This window comes from Bradyrhizobium sp. Leaf396, from assembly GCF_001424605.1.
Taxonomy (GTDB): Bacteria; Pseudomonadota; Alphaproteobacteria; order Rhizobiales; family Xanthobacteraceae; genus Bradyrhizobium; species Bradyrhizobium japonicum_C.
This window is the reverse complement of the sequence record NZ_LMQJ01000004.1, coordinates 328,730-345,722: the sequence shown is the minus strand read 5'-3', so window position 1 is coordinate 345,722 and position 16,993 is coordinate 328,730. Positions and strand designations below refer to the sequence as shown.

Below are 16,993 nucleotides of genomic sequence, written 5' to 3'. Positions count from 1 at the left end.
AATCGATACGATGCGGCGCTATGCGTCACACCTCTGACACATGGCGTGCTCGGCGGCGGCAAGGAAGCTGTCCGCCTCTTCGCATCGAGCCTGAGCGGCTTCGTGTGCGGGAAGAGTTGCTCCTCGATTTGCTTTTTGCCGCCCTTGGCCGGACCGAGACGTCCCCTCGAACGCGTGATACGTTTCGTGGACCGACCGGGCTGGCGTGCGCCGCGTCGGCACTGGATGCGTTCGAATCCCGAGGGCCTGTCCATGAGCGAGCCTTCAGCCGATGTTTCGGCGACGGTCGAATACACGATGGACAAATGGCGGATGGACCGGGTCCCCTGGGCCATGTGGGCTTGCGTCGCCGGCCTTGCGATCGCGCTTCACGCCGAGAGTCGCGGCCAGAATGGAGCGGCTCTGGCCGCCATCTATCTGGCGCTCCTGGGACTTGCGTTCGCAGGCTATGCACTGACGACCCTGATCGGAAGGTCCGGACTGCCATTGCTTCTTGAATTGTTGATCGGCGCCCTTGTCCTGGTTGTCATCTCCGGCGTCATCGGTGTGATCAGCCTGATGGCCGGCGGGTCGAGCGGCAGCTCCAGCTACGTTGGCGCCATGCGCAGTCTCTATTGGAGCCATCTGGTGAACCCATCGCTGAATGTTTTCGGCTGGATGTTGCTCTACGTGGGATGGGGCTGGATCGCATTCTCCTCTTATCGGCACTTCTATGCGGATCGGGCAGTCGTCTCCTTGTCTTCCGCGGGCATCCGGTTTCATAGACCCTGGCTCAAGGGGCTTTTCATTCCCTGGCACGACGTGCGGGGGGTGGGCTACCTTGAGATTCCGTCCGTCTCAGGGCCGCCCTTCGCCAATCCGCATTCTGCGGCCGTCACGGTCGGTCTGGACTTCTATCAGCGGCACGTCGCACCGAAGCGCAGCTTTTTCGCGCCGCCCGGGGCCGAGGCGATGTTCTGGCCAAAGGGCGAGATGATGCAGGTGGTGCTGAACAGCGCCGACATGACGGTCAAGCCCGAGAATTTTCTCGTGCCTGCCGAGGCGCGCTGGAAGGCGTTCCGAGATCAACCCGGGCCGTCACCCCAACATGGTGGCACCATCGTCTACGGACGCTGGTCGATCGACGGCTCTCGGTGGCAGGCCATTCAGTTTCTGGCGCCGGTCGTCGCCGTGGCCGTGGTCATGCTATACCGATAAGGGCAATCTGCTCAGCGTCCGAGTTGCTTCGGATCGTAGAAGAAGCGCTCCTCGATGATCTGATCGCCGCGCCAGGTCTGCCACGCGATCTCCTCCAGCGTCCGCGTCACGCCCTCGGTGTTGGTGAAGCTGAAGCACCAGCGGGTCGCGACATGATCGCCTTCGATGAGGCTGGGCCCGATGCGAACCGCCCTGACTTCCTTCGAGGCCGCCAGCACACCGCGCTCCTTGGCGACGAGCTTGTCGCGGCCAACCGTTGGAGCAGCGTTGTTCTCGAAAGTCACGGCGTCGAGCGTGCAGAACTGTTCGATCGCGCCAATGAAATCACCGGCCTCCAGGCGTTTCGCGAAAGCTTCAACGATATCCCGACTTGGCACGGCACACCCCGCAAGATAACCGACTTATGGTCGGTAAATACCGACCGGCGGTCGAAAAGTCAACTGGCCGCCTGCCGCGAATTCGGTTAGACGGGATTCATGGCGAAACAGGCGGAGCGGCGCGCCGCAACAATCGAAGCGATCCTGGCGGCGGCGCGCCGCCTGTTCGGGACGCAAGGCTTCGCCGCCACGACGATGGATGAGATCGCGGGCGCCGCGGGCATCGCCAAGGGCGCGGTCTATCATCACTTCAAGACCAAGGAAGCGGTGTTCGAAGCCGTTTTCGACCAGGTCTCACGCGATCTCGTGATTGAGATCGACGGCGCCGCGCGGGCCGAGAAGGACGTGCTCGCCGCAATGGTTGCCGGCACCCAGCATTACTTTGCCGCGACCGCAAAGGGGCCGACCGGCCGGATCATTTTGCGCGACGGCCCGGCCGTGCTCGGTTGGGAGCGCTGGCGCGAGATCGACGCCAAGCATTTCGGCGGCAAGCTGCCGCGCGCACTTTCCATCGCCATGGAATCCGGCCTGGTCGCCAAGCAGCCGGTCGAGCCGCTGGCGCGACTGCTGCTCGGCGCGGTCACGGAAGCCGCGGTCGCCTGCGCTGGACGCGCTGACATCGCAAGGGCAGGCACGGAATACGCCCGTGCGTTCAAGTCGCTGGTCGAGGCGCTGCGCGTCACCGCATGATTGTGCTAATCACGTTGCCGGAAACGCCCACACAACGAGAAGAACAGTAGCGCATGAACGCAAATTCCTCGCTCGCACCGTCAGATCCCGAATTCGACTACATCATCGTCGGTGCCGGCTCCGCCGGCTGCGTGCTCGCCAACCGACTGTCGGCGAACGGCAAGCACAGCGTGTTGCTGCTCGAGGCGGGCCCGAAGGATTCGAACATCTGGATTCACGTCCCGCTCGGCTACGGCAAGCTCTTCAAGGAGAAGACCGTCAACTGGATGTACCAGACCGAGCCCGAGCCCGAGCTGAAGGGCCGGCAGGTCTTCCAGCCGCGCGGCAAGACGCTGGGCGGATCGAGCTCGATCAACGGGCTGCTCTATGTCCGCGGCCAGCACGAGGACTACGACCGCTGGCGCCAGCTCGGCAATACCGGCTGGGGCTATGACGACGTGCTGCCCTATTTCAAGAAAGCCGAGAACCAGTCGCGCGGTGCGGATCAATATCATGGCACGGGCGGTCCCCTGCCGGTGTCCAACATGATCGTGACCGATCCGTTGTCGAAAGCCTTCATCGATGCAGCGGTCGAGACCGGTCTGCCCTACAACCCTGACTTCAACGGTGCGACGCAGGAAGGCGTCGGTCTGTTCCAGACCACGACGCGCAATGGACGGCGTGCGTCGACGGCGGTCGCCTATCTCGGACCCGCGAAGTCACGCAGCAATCTCAAGATCGAAACCTCGGCACACGCCCAGCGTCTGTTGTTCGAAGGGCGCCGCGCCGTCGGCGTCGAATTTCGGCAAGGCGCAGCATTGCGCCGCGCCCGCGCACGCAAGGAAGTCGTGCTTTCCAGCGGGGCCTACAACTCGCCGCAATTGCTTCAGCTTTCCGGCGTCGGCCCCGGCGACCTCCTGCGCAAGCACGGCATCGATGTGGTGCTGGACGCGCCGGGCGTTGGTAACGACCTGCAGGATCACATGCAGGTTCGCATCGTGATGCGCTGCTCGCAGAAGATCACCCTCAACGACACGGTCAATCATCCGCTTCGCCGCACCATGGCCGGGGCGCGCTATGCACTGTTTCGGAAGGGCTGGCTGACGATCGCGGCCGGCACCGCCGGCGCATTCTTCAAGACCAGCTCACGGCTGGCTTCGCCCGACATCCAGGTGCACTTCCTTCCGTTCTCGACCGACAAGATGGGCGAGAAGCTGCACGATTTCTCCGGCTTCACGGCTTCGGTCTGCCAGCTCCGGCCCGAAAGTCGCGGTTCCCTCCGCATCAAGAGTGCCGACCCCGCCGTGCCCCCGGAGATCCGCATCAACTACATGTCGACCGAGACCGATCGCACCACAAACGTCGAGGGCATCAAGATCTTGCGCAAGATCCTGAACGCGCCGGCGCTGAAACCGTTCGTGGTCAGCGAGTACGACCCCGGCGAGAAGGTATCCACAGATGCCGAGATATTGGATTATTGTCGCGAGCGCGGCAGCACCATCTACCATCCGACCTCGACCTGTCGTATGGGCAATGACGCGCTCGCGGTGGTCGATCAGCGGCTGAAGGTGAGGGGGCTCGACGGTCTTCGTGTCGTCGATGGCTCGATCATGCCGGACCTCGTGTCGGGGAACACCAATGCGCCGATCATCATGATCGCCGAGAAGGCCTCCGACATGATATTGGAGGATGCGGGCTGAATTCGCCCTGAAAGGACATTCGACTTGCCTACTCGATTTCGGATCGGCACCCGCAAGAGCGCGATGGCGCTGGCACAGACGGAAGAAATCGCACGCCGCCTGACCGCCGCGGTGCCCGGTCTCGACGTCGAGATCGTCAAGTTCGACACCACGGGCGATCTCGACCAGACCAGCAAGCTGTTGTCGCATGGCGGCAAGGGCGGGGCCTTCGTGGCGCAGATCCGCGCGGCCGTGGTTTCAGGCGAGCTGCAGGCAGCCATGCATTCGCTCAAGGACATGCCGGGTAACGAGGATACGCCGGGCCTCGTCATCGGCGCCACCTTGTCGCGCGATCCGCCGAGCGACGCGCTGGTGCTGCGCGAGGGCGTGACGCTGGAGGCGCTGCGCCAGTCCCGCGGCAAGGGCCTCAAGATCGGCACCAACGCGGTGCGCCGGGCGGCCTATGCGCGGCGGTTGTTTCCCGAGGTCGAGATCATCCACTTCCGCGGCGCCGCCGATACGCGCGTGCGCAAGCTCGACAATGGCGAGAAGCAGCGGCTGCCGGACGGCGGCGCGGTGGGACCGGCGGATGCGCTGATCATGGCGCGTTCGGGCCTCGATCGCGTCGGTCTGGCGAACCGCATAGCCTACGAATTCACCGCGACGGAGATGCTGCCGGCGGCAGGGCAGGGCATCGTCGCGGTCGAATGCGCGGCGCAGGACTGGCAGACGCGAAAGATCCTGTCAGCGATCGACGATCCCGCCGCGCACGCCTCGGCCGACGCTGAGCGCGAGGTGCTGTGGGTGCTGAACGGCCACTGCAATTCGCCGGTGGCCGGCTTCTCGACCATCTCAGGTGATCACATGTCGCTCACCGCGTCCGTGCTCGACCTCTCCGGCAACACGATCATCGAAGTCTCGCGTGCCGGCCCTGCCAATCGTCCGCGCGAGCTCGGCCGTGCGGTGGGATTGGACCTGCTGGCGAAGGGGGCGGCGGAGATTATCGAGCGCAGCAGGCCTCGCTGAGGCTCGCGAAACCACGATCGGCGATCATGCCGTTCTGCGCCTGTTTTGCCCGACGTGTCAAACGCGCGGGGTGAGCCATGCCAGCCCAAGGCTTTCAATGGCTTGTCTACTGTGCATGGGGTTGTTTTCGGTTTTCTGTTGCCGTGCCCGAACGGGCCAAATCAATCAGCCCCGCACGCGCTTGATCATCTGCTCGACATGGGCGATCGGCGTCTCCGGCTGGATGCCGTGGCCAAGATTGAAGATCAGCCGCCCTTGCGCGAAATTTGCCAGCACATCGTCGACGGCGCGATCGAGCGCGGTACCGCCTGCAATCAGCACCAGCGGATCGAGATTGCCCTGCACGGCGACCTTGCTTTGCACATGATCGCGGATGAAGCCCGGCTCCGCGGTCCAGTCGATGCTGACGGCGCTGACGCGGGTTGCCTCGACATAGGCTGGTAGCTGCGCGGCGGCACCGCGCGGGAAGCCGATGATCTTCGCATCCGGTACCTTCGCGCGTACGCCCTCGACGATGCGCCGCGTCGGCTCGACCGACCAGCGCGCGAATTCGGCTGGAGGCAATACGCCGGCCCAGGTGTCGAAGATCTGCAAGGCGTCGGCTCCGGCCGCGAGCTGCGCCAGCAGATATTCGATCGAGTTGTCGACCAGCACGTCGATGATCGCCGAGAAAGCTTCAGGATGGCGATAGGCCATCATCCGGGCCGGCGCCTGGTCCGGGGTGCCGTGGCCCGCGACCATGTAGGTCGCCACCGTCCAGGGCGCGCCGCAGAAACCGATCAGCGCGACGTCGGGATCGAGCGCGCCGCGCACGATCTTGAGCGCCTCGAAGACCGGCGCGAGCTTGCTGAAATCCGCGCGCGAGGCCAGCGTGGCGACCTTGGCAGGATCGTCGAGCGGCTCGAGCCGCGGGCCCTCGCCCACCTCGAACCGCACCGAGCGGCCGAGCGCATGGGGGATCACCAGGATGTCGGAGAAGATGATCGCCGCATTGAAGCCGAACCTGCGGATCGGTTGCAGCGTCACCTCGGCTGCCAGCTCCGGGTTGAAGCAGAGATCGAGGAAGCCGCCTGCCTTGGCGCGCACCTCGCGATATTCCGGAAGGTAGCGCCCGGCCTGGCGCATCATCCACACGGGCGGGACGGCTTGTCGGTGGCCGGAGAGCACGTCGATGAAGGGCTTGATCGCAGATTGGGGCACGAATGGTCCTGCAGAGGTTATGGCTCCTGATACACCGGCCCGGCCGCCAGCGGAACAGGGGAACCAGCGCAACTTCGCTGCGTTGAACAGCCAATGGAGGAGATCATGGCTGAGACATTCAATCCCGCGCCGCACGACAAGCTCGCCGACGACCCGCACGAGGCGCTCGCCGCTGATCGGCAATCCAAGCTCGACGCCGGGCTGAAGGATACGTTCCCGGCTTCGGATCCCGTCAGCGCCGCGCAGCCGACGCCCTCGAAGGCAGATGCAGATGCCGACCAGCCCTCGCTCTGGGACAAAGTTAAGGCGATCTTCAGCTAGGGAGAGGTAGGCGCGCCGGATTCCGATAGGCCTGCTAGCATCTTGTTAGCGATGAGTGAATCCGGTCCCCCGTAGGACTACTGGAAAGGCGGAGCAGCGCCGCCGCGAGCCGCGGTGCTTTCAGATTTCAATAACAGAACAGGCAGAGGTTCCGATGATCGGAGATCTCTGCCGCATGACCGCCGTCACCACACGACCCGGATGGAGCCGCTTGGCGCTGCGCGCGGCCGCGTTCGTCGTGCTCACCTGCGCCGCCATCTTGGGCGTGAGCGGCTGGCGTGAATGGAGCGCCCGCGACACTGTGCTCAGGAGCGCCGAGACGGAGTTGGCGAACGTCGCGCGTTCACTGACCCAGCATGCCGAGGATAGCCTCGATCTCCTGGATTCCGGCGTCGTCGGCGCGGTCAGCCGGCTGGAGATCGATGGCACTGGGCCCATCACGATCGCGAAGCTCGGCACTGTCCTGGAAGCGCGCAGAAAGGCGATTCCGCGTGTCCACAGCCTCGCCGTCATCGATGATCAGGGCAACTGGCTGACCTCGCCCGGCACGATCGGCGCGACGCTCAGCGACGATGCATTCTTCCGTCAGCATCAGCTTTCCCCGAAACGAGAGCCCTATGTCGGCCGCCCCGTGAAGAGCCTGCTCGATGGCGAATGGGTGGTCACTCTGTCGCGTCGCTTCAACAAGCAGGACGGCAGCTTCGGCGGCGTGGTGCTCGCGACCATCAGCTCCAGATATCTCTCGCAGTTCTACGAGCAGTTCGAGATCGGCCGCAACAGCTCGATTGCGCTGACACATGGCGACGGCGTGATCATCGCGCGCGATCCCAGCAACGAAAAATTTGTGGGACGCAGCGTTGCAGACACCGCGCTGTTCCGCGACGCCAGCCTGCAGCGGCCAAGCGGCGCCTATCATTTCGAATCGCCGCTGGATGGCGCTCAGCGTGTCAGCTTTTTCTGGCGCAGCAGCCGTTATCCAGTCGTCCTGCTGGCCACGCTGGACAAGGAGGAGCTGCTCGCGCCTTGGCGAGCCGACGCAATCTCCCGCATGCTCTATGCGCTCGCTCTGGTGATGCTGATCGCAGTCATCGGCGGCGTGCTGGTGTGGCAGTTGCATCGGGGCCAGCGCATGGCCGCCGCCCTGGGCGAGAAGGAAGCGCACTTCCGCCTGCTCGCCGAAGGCTCCAGCGACATGGTGACACGCATCGGCCTCGATGAGCGGCTGCGCTATGTCTCGCCCTCGTCGGTGCGCGTCGTCGGGTGGCGCCCCGATCAGCTGATCGGCACCCCGGCTCTTGCGGGTATCAACCCAGACGATCTGCCGGAGGTCCAGGCGATCGTCGGCGCGTTGAAGCGTGACGAGAGGGAGGAGGCGCGTCTCACCTATCGCAACGCGCACCGGCAGAACGGCGAAGTGTGGCTCGAATCGACCATGCGCGTGACGCGAAAGAGCAACGGCAACGTCGATGGCGTGGTCGCGATCTCGCGCGACATCACCGAACAGAAAAAGCTGGAGACCAAGCTGGAGACGCTCGCGATCGAGGATAGCCTCACCGGCCTGGCCAACCGCCGCCGCTTCGACGAGCGGCTGCAGGAGGAGTGGGCGCGCGCCTATCGCGACCGCTCCAGCCTCGCCTTGCTGATGATCGACGTCGACCACTTCAAAGCCTACAACGACGAATACGGCCATCCCGCCGGCGACGCCTGCCTGCGCCTGGTCGCAAGGATCATCGCGGCCGAGACGCAGCGCGCCGGTGATCTGGCTGCCCGCTATGGCGGCGAGGAATTCGCCATGCTGCTGCCGAACACCGATGCCGCCGGCTGCGCCAGGGTCGGCGAGCGGATCCGAAGCGCCATTCACGGCGCCGGCCTTGTTCACAGCACCAATCCGGCGGCCGGATGCGTCACCGCCTCCGTCGGCGGTGCGGCGTGCCGGCCGGTGCTGGAGCGCACGGCGGGCGTGGGCTCGCTGCTTGAAGCTGCAGACCGGGCGCTCTACGCCGCCAAGGACGCGGGCCGCAACCGCCTGGTGATGTCCGACGAGGTCACGACCCTGCTGCCGAAGGTATCGGGCCAATAAGGCCGATCAGTAATGCGGAGGAGGCTCGTTGGCAGGCCCGGGCGCATTTGCCTCCGCCTCCTGGAGCCGCTCGTTGAACTGCGCGACCTGCCGCGTCAGCGTATCGATCTGCTTCCATTGCGCCGTGATGGTCTGGTTCAACGTCTCGATCGTGTCGTCCTGGTAGGCGAGGCGCGTCTCCAGCGCGTCGATGCGCTCGCTCAGCGTCTTGATCTCATTCGTCACGGCCGGGCCCCATGTCTTGCTCGCACAAGTCCCGTCCTCGTGAGCCAAGTTCTCGCAAACCGTGGCCGAGCGCCACGCGCTCGTCGAACACGAAACATTCGCCGCGCCAGCGGCTCTGCGCCTCCGGCACCTCTTCCAGATACTTCAGGATGCCGCCCTTGAGGTGGTAGACCTCGGCAAAGCCGCGCGCGAGCAGGTGTGCGCTTGCCTTCTCGCAGCGAATGCCGCCGGTGCAGAACATAGCGATCCTGCGATGCTTGGCCGGATCGAGCCTGGCTGCGGCGAAGTCCTTGAACTCGCCAAAGCTCTTGATGCCGGGGTCGACCGCGCCCTCGAACGTCCCCATCGCCACCTCAAAGGCGTTGCGGGTGTCGAGCAGCAGTGTGTCGGGCGCCGCGATCAGAGTGTTCCACTCGGCAGCATCGACATAGGTGCCGACCTGGCGGGTCGGATCGGCCGTCTCGTCGCCCAGCGTGACGATCTCCTTCTTCAGCCGCACCTTGAGCCGGCCGAACGGCATCCCCGCGGCGGTCGAGAACTTCAATTCGAGATTGTCGAGCCGGCCTCCGAATAGGCTGCCGTGTGCGAGCTCATGTGCGAGCGTGTCGATCGCCTCCGAAAGCCCAGCGACCGTGCCGTTGATGCCTTCCTGCGCCAGCAGCACGCTGCCTTTCAGCCCGAGGCCGGCGCAGAAGGCGCGCAGCGGCTCCCGCAGCTCGCGGTAGTCCGGGAGGGCGGCGAACTGGTAGAAGGCCGCGACCTTGATGGTCGAACTGGGGTCAGACATGGCGGCCCGTTTAGCAGGCGACAGCCGTCCGGAAAACCCGCATGACCGCCGTCTTGAAAGGTCCATACGTTCAGCGGATGGCAGCCATTTTCGTGGCATGCCAGCATTGCCCCGCCGGGCCGGAATGTGTCATGTAGATGCGGTTTTTCGAGAGGCGCGCCACCGGCGCCGACGGCCAAGAGAGCAAGACATTCGATGAGAAACTTCCATTTTCCCGGCAGGTCCACGGTCCATGCCACCAATGCGATGGTGGCGACCTCGCACCCGCAAGCCTCGCTTGCCGCCATCGAGGTGCTGCGCGAGGGCGGCACCGCGGTGGACGCGGCGGTTGCCGGCTCGGCCCTGCTTGGCGTGATCGAGCCGCAATCGACCGGCATCGGCGGCGATTGTTTTGCGCTGGTCCAGCCGCGCGGCGAGGGCAAGATCATCGCCTATAACGGATCCGGCCGCGCGCCGAAGGCGGCGAATGCCGACTGGTATCTCGAGCGCAAGATCAATTCCGTGCCGCTCACCTCGGCGCATGCCGTCTCGATCCCCGGCGTGGTCGATGCCTTCGCCACCGTCTTGCGCGATCACGGCAAGTTCGGCTTCGATCGCCTGCTCCAGCCCGCGATCAAAGCGGCGGAGGAGGGCTATGTCGTCGCCCCGCGCATCGCCTTCGACTGGAAGAACCAGTTCGAGAAACTGAAGGCCGGCACCAATACCGTGCGTTACCTGCTGCCGGGCGGCAAGCCGCCGGTCGCCGGCGATGTCATCCGCCAGGCTGAGCTCGGCAAGACCCTGCGGGCCATCGCCAAGGACGGCCGCGACGCCTTCTACAAGGGCGCCATCGCGGAGGACATGGTCGAGACCCTGCGCGGCATCGGCGGCCTGCACACGCTCGACGATTTCGCCGCGCATACGACCGAGACGACGACGCCGATCGGCACCATGTACAAGGGCTATGATGTCTGGCAGTGCCCGCCGAACGGACCGGGCCTCACCATGCTGCTGATGCTCAACATCCTGTCGCGGTTCGACCTGACCAAATACGCCCCGCTCAGCGTCGAGCGCTTCCATCTCGAGGCCGAGGCTGCGCGCATCGCCTACATGCATCGCGAGTTGCACGTCGCCGATCCCGAGCACATGCAGATCGAGGTCGCCAAGATTTTGGCCAAGGAATTCTGCGACGAGCACATCGCCAAGATCCGGATGGACGGCATGCTCGACCTGCCGAATGTCGCGCCGCCGATGAATCCTTCGACCATCTACATCACGGTCGTGGACAAGGATCGCAACGTCTGCTCGTTCATCAACTCGATCGCGCACTCCTTCGGCTCGGCCATCGTCTCCAACAAGACCGGTGTCTTGTTCCAGAACCGCGCCGGCGGCTTCCGCATTCAGCCCGGCCATCCCAACTGCATCGCCGGCGGCAAGCGCCCGCTGCATACGATCATGCCGAGCCTGCTCACCCAGGGCGGCCGCTCCGTGATGCCGTTCGCGGTGATGGGCGGGCAGTACCAGCCGGTCGGCCAGACCCGCGTGATCACCAATATCCTAGATTATGGCTGCGACGTGCAGGAGGCGATCGACATGCCGCGCGGCCTGCACTACGAGGGCCAGTATCAACTCGAGGACAGCGTGCCGGCGGCAATCGTCGATGGTCTGAAGAAGCTCGGCCACAAGACCACCAGTGTGGTCAGCCCGCTCGGCGGCGCCCAGGCGATCTGGATCGATTGGGACAAGGGCACGCTCACCGGTGGCTCCGATCCGCGCAAGGACGGCTGCGCGCTCGGCTATTGATCGCCCGCGCAGTTCCCCGCGCGATCAGGAAAAGTTGACGAAGGGCGGCCGGCATTCGCTGCGCCGCCCTTATCTCCTCCGGAACCGCACTCATTGCTCCAAGTTAAGGGGCGATGAGCGGTGCAGGCATGCGCTGCTTTGCAGATCAGCGGCGGAGGCCTGCCATGCCCGACAAACCAGGTTCCAGAACATCAGCATTCGATCGGCGCGCCTTCCTGGCCGGTGCTGCCGGAAGTGCGTTGGTCCCGATGACCGCGCGTGCGGCCGCGCAGGAGGCGAATGCGCCCGCCGCGCAGGATCCATCGCTGCCCGTCGAAGTCACGCTGCGGGTGAACGGCAAGGACAATCGCCTGAGCATCGACGCGCGCACCACGGTGCTCGATGCATTGCGTGAACATCTCAAGCTCACCGGCAGCAAGAAGGGCTGCGACCACGGCCAGTGTGGCGCCTGTACCGTGCTGATCGACGATCGGCGCGTCGTGTCGTGCCTGACGCTGGCGCTTGCGGCCGAAGGGCAGGAGATCACGACGATCGAGGGGCTTGCCACCGACGACCGCCTGCATCCGATGCAGCAGGCCTTCATCGACAACGACGCCTTCCAGTGCGGCTATTGCACGCCGGGCCAGATTATGTCCGCCGTCGCCTGCGTCAAGGAAGGCCATGCCAACAGCGAGGCCGAGATTCGCGAATACATGAGCGGCAACATCTGCCGCTGCGCCGCTTATCCGAACATCGTGGCCGCCGTGAAGCAGGCCGCGCCCGAGATCGTGAAAGGCTAGGCCGATGCGACCGTTTTCGTATCAGAGGGCAACAGACCCTGACATGGCCGTGCAGGCGCTCGGCGCCGCCGCGGCGGCGAACAATCCGGTGACCAAGGCACTTGTGCAGCCGCTCGCCGGCGGCACGACGCTGATCGACCTGATGAAGCTGGACGTGATGCGGCCGGCCGCGATCGTCGACATCAATCCGCTCGCGCGCGGCTGGTCAGCGATCGAGCCGAAGAGCGACGGCCTGCGCCTCGGCGCGCTGGCGAAGATGTCGGATGTTGCCGCCCACGCCGAGATCGAGCGAAACTATCCGGTGATCGCGGATTCGCTGAAGCTCGCCGCCAGCGCCCAGCTGCGCAACATGGCAACGCTCGGCGGCAACGTGATGCAGCGAACGCGCTGCAGCTATTTCCGCGACGTCTCCTATGAAAATTGCAACAAGCGCAGTCCCGGCTCCGGCTGTGCCGCAATGGACGGCGTCAATCGCATGCATGCCGTGCTCGGCGTCTCCGACCAGTGCATCGCGACCTATCCTGGCGATTTTGCCCAGGCGCTGATCGCTCTCGATGCCATGGCCGAGATCACCGGCAAGGCCGGGACGCGCAGCATGCCGTTCGCCCAGCTGCACAAGGCACCGGGCAGCACGCCTGATATCGAGACCACGCTTCAGCCCGGCGAGCTGATTTCGGCCTTCTCGATCCAGGGCCGGTGGCCGCGGTCGGTATATCTAAAGGCGCGCGACCGGCAATCCTACGAGTTCGCGCTGTCCTCGGCGGCGGTCGCGCTCGACGTTCAGGATGGCGCGATCAGGGACGCGCGCGTCGCGCTCGGCGGCGTGGCCACGGTGCCTTGGCGGGCGCGCGAGGCGGAAGCACTGTTGAAGGGGCAGGAGTTCGATGAAGCGCTGGCCCGGCGCGCCGCCGATGCCGCTTTCGCCGAGGCCAAGGGGCGGCGGCACAACAGCTTCAAGATCGCGCTCGGCAAGCGCGTGGTGGCACGTGCGCTTCAGCAGGCCGTAACGATGGAGATCTGACGATGACCGCTGCAGCTCCCGGGCCCAAGGCGAATATGGGAAGACCCGTGCCGCGCTATGATGCGGCCGCAAAAGTCACGGGGCGGGCGACCTATGCCTCCGACATGCCGCTGGACAATCCGGCCTACGCCTTCCTGGTCACCAGCGCCATCGCCAAGGGCCGCATCGACCGCTTCGACCTCGACGATGCCAGGCGAGTCCGCGGAGTGATCGAGATCGTTACGCATGAGAATGCGCCGAAGCTGAAGGACTCGAAGTTGTTCAGCAATGGTGGCTATGCCGGTACTACGATCCAGCCGCTGAAATCGGCCGAAATTGCGCATGACGGCCAGATCATCGCTGTGATCGTCGCCGAAAGGTACGAGGCGGCGCGCGAGGCCGCCAACCGCGTCAAGGTCAGCTATACGGTCAGCTCGCCGAGCGCGACTTTCGATTCGCCCGGTGCAACGACCGCGGCCGCGAAGGGACAGAACGCGCAGTTCAAGGAGGACCCGAAGGTCGGCGATTTCGCCAAGGCGTTCGAGGAGGCCGAGGTCAAGCTGACTGCCGCCTACGACACGCCGGCGCAGCACCACAATCCGATGGAGCTTTTTACGACCAGCTGCGCCTGGATGGGCGACAACCTCGTGATCTACGAAGGAAGTCAGTATGTCTATGGCCTGAAGAACGGCGTCGCCGAGCAACTCGGCATCGACGTCGACAAGGTGCGGGTGGTCAATCCCTATGTCGGCGGCGGGTTCGGCTCGCGGGGCTCGATGACGCCGCGTACCGCCATCATCGCCGCCATTGCCAAACGTCTGAACCGCCCGATCAAGCTTGTCCCGACCCGCGACCAGGGTTTTACAATCACGACGTACCGCGCCGAGACGCGACACGAGATCAGGCTCGGCGCGAGCCGTGACGGCAGGCTGGTGGCCTTGAGGCATGCGGGGTCCGAGGTCTCCTCGCGCCCGGACGCCTATTGCGTCGGTGGGACCAAAACGACGACGCGACTCTATGCGTGCCCGAATGTCGACAGCCTGGTGTCGATCGTGCGTGCCGATCGCAACACGCCCGGATTCATGCGCTCGCCCCCGGAGGTGCCGTACCTGTTCGCGCTCGAGAGCGCCTTGGACGAGCTCGCCGTGAAGCTTGACATGGATCCCATCGAGCTTCGCCGCATCAACGATGCCACCAACGAGCCGATCGATGGCAAGCCTTACACCTCGCGATCGCTCATGGCGTGTTTCGATGAAGCCGCCAAGGCGTTCGGCTGGTCGCAGCGCTCGCCGCAGCCGAAATCGATGTCCGACGGCGACTGGCTGATTGGCTACGGCTGCGCCGCCACCTGCTATCCGACGCAGATGGCGCCATGTGCCGCACGCGTGCGCTTGCAGCGCGACGGCCGTACCCGCGTCGAGATCGCCGGCCACGAGATCGGCACCGGGGCCTATACAATTATAGCCCAGACGGCGGCCGAGCGGCTCGGCGTGCCGCTCGAAAAGGTCGCGGTCTTCATAGGGGACAGCGACCTGCCGCCTGCGCCGGTCGCCGGCGGCTCCAACTCGACGGCCAGCACCTGCTCGGCAGTGATGATGGTGTGCGATCAGATCCGGCAGCGTCTGCTCAAGGCGGTGATGCCGAGCGACAGCCTCGCCGACAAGGCCAAGGAGACCGTCGGCATCAGTCCTGCACCCTCGACTCAGGCTGCGAAGAGCGACCGCCCTCTCGATATCGAGAAGGCCTTCGATGCGCTCGGCGTCGGCATCGTCGAGGAGTATGGCGAGTGGAAGCCGGACGGCGCGCCGATGGACTCGTTCACGGCCATGCACCGCGGACAGCCGCGGTTCGTCGGCGGTCATCAAATGAAGGACAAGATCGCCTACGCCTTCGGCGCTGAGTTCGTCGAGGTCCGCATCAACCGTTTCACGCACGAGATCCGCTGCCCTCGCCTTGTCGGCGCTTTCGCTGCGGGCCGCATCATGAATCCGCGCACGGCGCGCAGCCAGCTCATGGGCGGCCTGATCTGGGGCATGTCTTCGGCGCTGCTGGAGGCCACCGAGATCGACGAACGCTATGCGCGCTACGTCAACGACAATCTCGCCGATTACCTCGTGCCTGTGAACGCCGACGTCCCCGGCGTCGAGGTCATCATGCTTTCCGAGCAGGACGACCACATCAACCCGGCGGGCGCAAAGGGCCTCGGCGAGCTCGGCAATGTCGGCACCAATGCGGCGATCTGCAACGCGATCTATCACGCCACCGGCCAGCGTATCCGCAGGCTGCCGGTACGGCTGGAAAATATCGAAGTCTAGAGGGTGGAAACGGCGGCGGCGTTGGGTTAGACACCTCCCGCCTCAAATGGAAGGTGTCTTATGCAGCGTTTTCAGCGCGTGCTCCTCGCTATCATGTCGGCACTCGCGATCACCGTGATCGCAGGCGTAACCGATTTCGTTTCCACCCCGGCCTCGGCCCAGACCGCAGGAAAGATCATGACCACAGCTTCAGGCTTGCAGATCATCGACTCGACCGTCGGCACCGGTGCCTCGCCGCAGCCCGGCCAGATCTGCGTGATGCACTATACCGGCTGGCTCTATGAGAACGGGCAGAAGGGCAAGAAATTCGACTCCTCCGTCGATCGCAAGGAGCCGTTCGAATTCCCGATCGGCAAGGGCCGCGTCATTGCCGGTTGGGACGAAGGCGTTGCCTCGATGAAGGTCGGCGGCAAGCGCACGCTGATCATTCCGCCGCAGCTCGGCTACGGCGCTCGCGGCGCCGGCGGCGTGATCCCGCCGAACGCGACGCTGATGTTCGACGTGGAATTGCTCGCGGTGAAGTGATGGCGCCGCCGTCATTCCGGGCCGGCTCGGAGAGCCGAACCCGGAATCTCGAGGTCCCTGGTTGCGCAATCGCGCACCTGGGGTCTGGCACCTGCGCACCATCCCGGACATGAAAATACAAAAAAAGACCGGCCTTTCGGCCGGTCTTTCGCTTTCAGATCACTGCGTGCTACTCGGTCGCACGCTTGGCGGCCGCAGCGGCGCGGTCCATCGCTTCCTTCCCGGCGTCCTTGGCGTCGCCCATGGCCTGCTGGCCCTTGCCCTTGGCCTCCTGGACCACGCCTTCGCCTTTCATGCGATCGGAGCCCGTGGCTTCGCCGATGCCCTGCTTGGCGTTGCCAATGGCTTCGTTGGCGGTGCCCTTGATCTTGTCGGTCGTGCTACCCATGAAACTCTCCTTCCATTTTGCTCGCATTGACAACGCCCGGTGGCTACGAGGGTTCCGATTTTGGTCTGGCTAGTGGGCGCTGCTTTGGTTAGTTTGCCGCGCACGGAACCAACAGAAAGCAAGTCCCATGACCGGCCATGACCATTCGCATTCCCACCATGACCACGATCATGATCGCTGGAAACATGACGGCGTGCGCGTCATTCCCGGTAACCAGCTCGACACCAACGTGCCGTCGACGGCAGGCATGGACCGCGCCGCCGCCATCAACTTCGCACGCGTCGGCGCGCAGAAACTGTGGGCTGGCACGGTCAGCATCAAGCCGGATGCGAAGACCGGCGCACATCATCACGGCCATCTCGAAAGCGTCATCTATGTGGTGAAGGGAAAGGCGCGGATGCGCTGGGGCGAGAGCCTGCAGTTCACCGCCGAAGCCGGCCCCGGCGACTTCATCTTCGTCCCGCCCTATGTGCCGCACCAGGAGATCAACGCCAGCCCGGACGAGGTGCTGGAGTGCGTTCTGGTGCGCAGCGACGGCGAGGCGGTGGCGATCAACCTCGACATCGAGCCGGTCGAGAAACCCGAGACCGTGCTGTGGATCGACCCGGTGCACCGGGATCCCAACGAGAAGAAGTGAGCCGCC

The 16,993-nt window shown here is 64.9% G+C and carries 17 protein-coding genes; 12 read left to right on the top strand and 5 right to left on the bottom strand.

Features of this window, described 5'->3' with window-relative positions; translation table 11 throughout:
- The first annotated feature begins 45 nt into the window (after positions 1–45).
- A complete protein-coding gene (locus ASG57_RS06490; protein ID WP_230646598.1) occupies positions 46–1,197 on the top strand; it encodes a hypothetical protein in 1,152 nt (383 codons plus the stop codon).
- A gap of 11 nt (positions 1,198–1,208) precedes the next feature.
- On the opposite strand, the gene ASG57_RS06485 is transcribed toward ASG57_RS06490, so the two are convergent.
- On the bottom strand, positions 1,209–1,574 hold the full coding sequence (locus ASG57_RS06485; RefSeq protein ID WP_057195919.1) for a nuclear transport factor 2 family protein: 366 nt from the start codon (positions 1,572–1,574) through the stop codon (positions 1,209–1,211).
- Between the two features lie 99 nt (positions 1,575–1,673).
- Between ASG57_RS06485 and ASG57_RS06480 the strand changes: the two genes are divergently transcribed.
- From ASG57_RS06480 to hemC, 3 genes are read left to right on the top strand one after another with little or no spacing between them, the layout of a single operon-like run.
- A complete protein-coding gene (locus ASG57_RS06480; RefSeq protein WP_024341392.1) occupies positions 1,674–2,264 on the top strand; it encodes a TetR/AcrR family transcriptional regulator in 591 nt (196 codons plus the stop codon).
- Between the two features lie 53 nt (positions 2,265–2,317).
- Positions 2,318–3,943 (top strand): GMC family oxidoreductase, encoded by a 1,626-nt coding sequence (locus ASG57_RS06475; protein WP_057195918.1) that lies wholly within the window; start codon positions 2,318–2,320, stop codon positions 3,941–3,943.
- A 24-nt stretch (positions 3,944–3,967) separates the two neighbouring features.
- Positions 3,968–4,948 (top strand): hydroxymethylbilane synthase, encoded by a 981-nt coding sequence (gene hemC / locus ASG57_RS06470; protein WP_024341394.1) that lies wholly within the window; start codon positions 3,968–3,970, stop codon positions 4,946–4,948.
- Between the two features lie 165 nt (positions 4,949–5,113).
- Here hemC and hemE read toward each other — a convergent pair whose 3' ends face one another.
- Positions 5,114–6,148, bottom strand: a complete 1,035-nt coding sequence (gene hemE / locus ASG57_RS06465) for a uroporphyrinogen decarboxylase (RefSeq protein ID WP_057195917.1) — start codon at positions 6,146–6,148, stop codon at positions 5,114–5,116.
- A gap of 105 nt (positions 6,149–6,253) precedes the next feature.
- Here hemE and ASG57_RS06460 point away from each other — a divergent pair, with 105 nt between their 5' ends.
- Positions 6,254–6,469, top strand: coding sequence for a hypothetical protein (locus ASG57_RS06460; RefSeq protein WP_057195962.1), 216 nt, complete (start codon positions 6,254–6,256; stop codon positions 6,467–6,469).
- A 175-nt stretch (positions 6,470–6,644) separates the two neighbouring features.
- Positions 6,645–8,549, top strand: a complete 1,905-nt coding sequence (locus tag ASG57_RS06455) for a sensor domain-containing diguanylate cyclase (protein ID WP_057195961.1) — start codon at positions 6,645–6,647, stop codon at positions 8,547–8,549.
- A gap of 6 nt (positions 8,550–8,555) precedes the next feature.
- Here the strand turns inward: ASG57_RS06455 and ASG57_RS06450 are convergent, their stop codons facing one another.
- Entirely contained in the window at positions 8,556–8,774 is a 219-nt protein-coding gene (locus ASG57_RS06450; protein WP_057195916.1) for a SlyX family protein, read from the bottom strand.
- Complete coding sequence (gene trhO / locus ASG57_RS06445; RefSeq protein ID WP_057195915.1) at positions 8,764–9,561, bottom strand: oxygen-dependent tRNA uridine(34) hydroxylase TrhO; 798 nt, start codon at positions 9,559–9,561, stop codon at positions 8,764–8,766. The genes ASG57_RS06450 and trhO overlap by 11 nt, the downstream gene beginning before the upstream one ends.
- Positions 9,562–9,756: 195 nt before the next feature.
- Between trhO and ggt the strand changes: the two genes are divergently transcribed.
- The 5 genes from ggt (at position 9,757) to ASG57_RS06420 (ending at position 15,962) form a co-directional block, all read left to right on the top strand.
- Entirely contained in the window at positions 9,757–11,343 is a 1,587-nt protein-coding gene (gene ggt / locus ASG57_RS06440) for a gamma-glutamyltransferase (RefSeq protein ID WP_057195914.1), read from the top strand.
- Between the two features lie 164 nt (positions 11,344–11,507).
- Positions 11,508–12,122, top strand: a complete 615-nt coding sequence (locus ASG57_RS06435) for a (2Fe-2S)-binding protein (RefSeq protein ID WP_057195913.1) — start codon at positions 11,508–11,510, stop codon at positions 12,120–12,122.
- A 4-nt stretch (positions 12,123–12,126) separates the two neighbouring features.
- Positions 12,127–13,143 (top strand): FAD binding domain-containing protein, encoded by a 1,017-nt coding sequence (locus ASG57_RS06430; RefSeq protein ID WP_024341402.1) that lies wholly within the window; start codon positions 12,127–12,129, stop codon positions 13,141–13,143.
- A gap of 2 nt (positions 13,144–13,145) precedes the next feature.
- A complete protein-coding gene (locus tag ASG57_RS06425; protein WP_057195912.1) occupies positions 13,146–15,437 on the top strand; it encodes a xanthine dehydrogenase family protein molybdopterin-binding subunit in 2,292 nt (763 codons plus the stop codon).
- A gap of 60 nt (positions 15,438–15,497) precedes the next feature.
- Positions 15,498–15,962 carry an FKBP-type peptidyl-prolyl cis-trans isomerase gene (locus tag ASG57_RS06420; RefSeq protein ID WP_057195911.1) on the top strand — a complete coding sequence of 155 codons (465 nt, stop codon included), beginning with the start codon at positions 15,498–15,500 and terminating at the stop codon, positions 15,960–15,962.
- Positions 15,963–16,131: 169 nt separating this feature from the next.
- Here the strand turns inward: ASG57_RS06420 and ASG57_RS06415 are convergent, their stop codons facing one another.
- Positions 16,132–16,350 carry a CsbD family protein gene (locus tag ASG57_RS06415; RefSeq protein WP_024341405.1) on the bottom strand — a complete coding sequence of 73 codons (219 nt, stop codon included), beginning with the start codon at positions 16,348–16,350 and terminating at the stop codon, positions 16,132–16,134.
- A gap of 127 nt (positions 16,351–16,477) precedes the next feature.
- On the opposite strand from ASG57_RS06415, the gene ASG57_RS06410 reads away from it, so the two are divergent.
- A complete protein-coding gene (locus ASG57_RS06410; protein WP_024341406.1) occupies positions 16,478–16,987 on the top strand; it encodes a cupin domain-containing protein in 510 nt (169 codons plus the stop codon).
- Positions 16,988–16,993 lie beyond the last annotated feature (6 nt).